Origin of the sequence: Cognatilysobacter segetis, from assembly GCF_004359965.1 — a bacterium.
Taxonomy (GTDB): Bacteria; Pseudomonadota; Gammaproteobacteria; order Xanthomonadales; family Xanthomonadaceae; genus Cognatilysobacter; species Cognatilysobacter segetis.
Window position 1 is genome coordinate 1 of sequence record NZ_SMRQ01000091.1, and the last position, 3,997, is coordinate 3,997.

A 3,997-nucleotide genomic window follows, 5' to 3' on the forward strand; every position below is an offset into this window, starting at 1 on the left:
TCCCGGTAGAGCAGCGTGTAGGCGCGGACGAGCGAGTTCAGCGTGGCGCCCGAGTTATTGGACTCGCAGATGCTCTTGCACATCTGCAGCTTGTTGCCCGTGTAGCCTTCGGCGGCGCACGTCGTGAACACGTCGGACGTGAACGAAAGCGTCCAGCCGCGGGCGATCTGCCCCTGGTCGAGCGCGTAGTCGTCGTTGATCAGAAGCGACCAGTTGCCGTTCGCGTATTCGGCGGCGCCGCGGAACAGCGAGAGATCGATCGGCGCGGCATCGGTCGTGCGGTAGGTGCCGGACGGCACGCTGCCGCCCACCGTGGTCGGCCAGGCGGTCGCATCGGCGCTGAAGGTCATGGTTGTGTCGGCAAAATCGGCGCTGCCGTTCTGATGATTCCAGAGGCGGATCTGGCGGCCGTCGGGTGCGACGAGCACGACGCGAAGGTCGGATACGTACGTGTGGTAGGCGCCGTTGAGCGTGACCTTCACGTCGTAGATCGAACCGTGCAGCCCGGAAACGGCGACCTGCGACGGATAGGGGTTCGCCGAGCCCTGGCTTGGAATGCCGATCGGGGCCGGGTTCGAAAAGTTGGTTACCGCCTGACCCGCTTGGACGGCGAAAGACGCGCTGGCGAGCGCGCAGGCGACTACAAGGCCGCGAAGGCTGCTGTATGCGTTCACGATGAATTCCCCATGACCGCCCGTGCGGCGGCAGGCAGAGTCTAGGCACATAAGTTCCTATTTGGGAAGTGGATCACAAAATCGGTGGACTTCCGTCAAAAATCGAGGCGGTCCATTCACTTCGCCTATACGCGGGGACGGCCTTGTCGCGACCACCGCTGTTTTCGTCACGGCCGCTTCCGGGGATGAGTCATCGCGCCGCCAGTCCGAATGCGCAGCGCACGGCTTGATAAAGTCGGGCCCTGCCAGGAGATCGTCATGAACGCCGTCCACGCTTACGTCGCGCCCGGAACGCCGCGAGACCTCGAGGCCGGCATCGTGGAAGCGCTGCAGGCGCGCGGTCGCCTGCGCGACGCCGATCTCGCGCGGGCGGAGCGTCTTCAACAGGAGACCGGCGGCCCGCTCCTTGAACTGCTCGGGCGCCTCGGCCTCGTCTCCGAGCGCGACCACGCCGAGGCGGTGGCCTCCGTCCTCGGTCTTCCGCTGGTGCCGACCAAGGACCTGCCGGACCTGCCGCCCGAGAACGTCGCGCTGTCGCCGAAGTTCATGCGCCAGTTCCACCTCTGCCCCGTGCGCGAAACCGACGCCGCGGTCGACGTGCTGATGGCCGATCCGCAGGACGCCTACCAGCTCGACGCGCTGCGCCTCGCGCTGCCGCGGCCGATCGCGCCGTTCGTGGGCCTGCGCTCGGAGATCGACGCGCTGATCGAACGCTGGCATGGCCAGGGCCGCAGCGCGATGGGCGCGATCGTCGACAACGCCGAGGGCGAAGGCGCGGAGATGGACGACGTCGAGCACCTGCGCGACCTCGCCTCCGAGGCGCCGGTGATCCGGCTGGTCAACCTGATCATCCAGCGCGCGGTCGAGCTGCGCGCCTCGGACATCCACATCGAGCCGTTCGAGAACCAGCTCAAGGTGCGCTACCGCGTGGACGGCGTGCTCCATGAAGGCGAGAGCCCGCCGGCCAACCTCACCGCTGCCGTGATCAGCCGCATCAAGATCATGGCCAAGCTCAACATCGCCGAGCGCCGCCTGCCGCAGGACGGCCGCATCCAGTTGCGCGTGCAGGGACGCGAGCTCGACCTGCGCGTGAGCACCGTGCCGACCTCGCACGGCGAGAGCGTGGTGATGCGACTGCTCGATCGCGAGAGCGTCGTGCTGAGCTTCGAGAAGCTCGGCTTCACCAACGAGTTCCTGCCGCAGTTCCAGAAGGTGCTCGACCAGCCGCACGGCATCCTGCTGGTCACCGGCCCGACCGGCTCGGGCAAGACGACCACGCTGTACACGGCGCTGAGCAAGCTCAACACGCCGGACGTCAAGATCATCACCGTCGAGGATCCCGTCGAGTACCAGATCGAGGGCATCAACCAGATCCAGGCCAAGCCGCAGATCGGGCTCGACTTCGCGCATGCGCTGCGGTCGATCGTGCGCCAGGATCCCGACATCATCATGATCGGCGAGATGCGCGACCTGGAAACCGCGCGCATCGCGATCCAGTCCGCGCTGACCGGCCACCTCGTGCTGTCGACGCTGCATACCAACAACGCGGCGGGCGGCATCACGCGCCTTCTGGACATGGGCGTCGAGGACTACCTGCTGACGTCGACGATCAACGGCATCCTTGCGCAGCGCCTCGTGCGGCGACTGGAGCCGACGCATGCGGAGCGCTACGCGGCCTCGCCGGAGGAGATCGAGAAGTTCGGCCTGCGCAAGCTGCAGCCCGAGGGCGAGATCGTCCTGTTCCGCCCGCGCGGCTCGGCGCTGGCGCCGAGCGGTTACGTCGGGCGCACTACCATCATGGAATTCCTCGTCATGAACGACGAGCTGCGCCGTGCGGTGATGCGCCACGCCGGCATGGGCGAGATCGAGGAGATCGCGCGCCGGTGCGGCATGCGCACCATGTACGAGGACGGCATTGCCAAGGCGCTCGCGGGCCTGACGACGATCGAGGAAGTGCTGCGCGTGACCGAAGAGACCTGAGCGGCGCATGGCCCTGTACCGCTACAAGGCGCTGAACCCGCGCGGCGAGATGCTCGACGGCCAGATGGAGGCGGCGAGCGTCGACGAGGTCGTGCAGCGCCTGCAGGGGCAGGGCCACCTGCCGGTCGAGGCGAAGCTCGCGAGCGAGGGCGGCGGCCCCGCCATCTGGAAGGGCCTGTTCAAGCCCAAGCCCTTCGCCGGCGCCCGGCTGGTGCAGTTCACGCAGCAGCTGGCCACGCTGCTCGGTGCGGGCCAGCCGCTCGACCGTGCGCTGTCGATCCTGCTCGAACTCCCGGACGACGAAGCCGCGCGCCGCACCATCGGCGACATCCGCGAAGCCGTGCGCGGCGGCGCGGCGCTTTCCACGGCGCTCGATCGCCAGCACGGCACGTTCTCCCGGCTGTACATCAACATGGTGCGCGCGGGCGAGGCCGGCGGCAGCCTGCACGAAACGCTGTCGCGGCTGGCCGAGTACCTCGAACGCGCGCGCGCGCTGCAGGGCCGCGTCATCAACGCGCTGATCTATCCCGCGATCCTGCTCGTGATGGTCACGCTGAGCATGCTGTTTCTGCTCGGGTACGTCGTGCCGCAGTTCGCCGCGATGTACGAAAGCCTCGGCGCGGAGCTGCCGCTATTCACCAAGATCATCCTGGCGATCGGCAACTTCGTGAAGGATTTCTGGATCGTGATCCTTGCCGCGCCGGCGCTCGGGGTGTGGTGGATCGAGCGCAAGCGCCGCGATCCCGCCTTCCGGCTCGCGTTCGATGCGTGGCTGCTGCGCCGCAAGCTCGCGGGTTTGCTGGTGGCGCGCATCGAGGTCGCGCGGCTCGCGCGCACGCTCGGCACGCTGGTGCGCAACGGCGTGCCGCTGATCACCGCGCTGGGCATCGGGCGCAACGTGCTGGGCAACCGCATGCTCGCGGCGGACGTCGAGAAGGCGGCCGACGAGGTCAAGAACGGCGTGGCGCTGTCGACCGCGCTCGGTCGCGGCAAGCGCTTTCCGCGGCTCGCGCTGCAGATGATCCAGGTGGGTGAGGAATCGGGCGCGCTGGATACCATGCTGATCCGCACGGCCGAGACGTTCGAGCAGGAGACGGGCCTCGCGCTGGACCGCATGCTCGCCGCGCTGGTGCCGATCGTGACGATGGTGCTGGCCTTCGTGATCGGCACGGTGATCCTCGGCATCCTCGTGCCCATGTACGACCTGACCGGACAGATTGGGTGAGGAAGGCCTGCTTGCGCGGCACCGCCGCGCAGGCCTTCCGAACGCCCGCGCCGCTGGCGCGGGCCGGAGTTCGAAGTAACGCCGTCGCAAGGTCGACCCGTATCGCGTGACGCGGCAC

3 protein-coding genes are annotated in these 3,997 nt (G+C 68.0%); 2 read left to right on the forward strand and 1 reads right to left on the reverse strand.

The genetic code is table 11. The features are described from left to right. Positions 1-674 (reverse strand): proprotein convertase P-domain-containing protein (locus E4F61_RS13680; RefSeq protein ID WP_202909013.1); only part of this gene is annotated, 674 nt, incomplete at its 3' end. A 258-nt stretch (positions 675-932) separates the two neighbouring features. Here E4F61_RS13680 and gspE point away from each other — a divergent pair. After that, positions 933-2,654 (forward strand): type II secretion system ATPase GspE, encoded by a 1,722-nt coding sequence (gene gspE / locus E4F61_RS13685; RefSeq protein ID WP_133480179.1) that lies wholly within the window; start codon positions 933-935, stop codon positions 2,652-2,654. A 7-nt stretch (positions 2,655-2,661) separates the two neighbouring features. After that, the gene (gene xpsF, locus E4F61_RS13690; RefSeq protein ID WP_133480180.1) at positions 2,662-3,879 is read left to right on the forward strand and encodes a type II secretion system protein XpsF; all 1,218 of its coding nucleotides are present in this window, start codon (positions 2,662-2,664) and stop codon (positions 3,877-3,879) included. Positions 3,880-3,997: the final 118 nt, after the last annotated feature.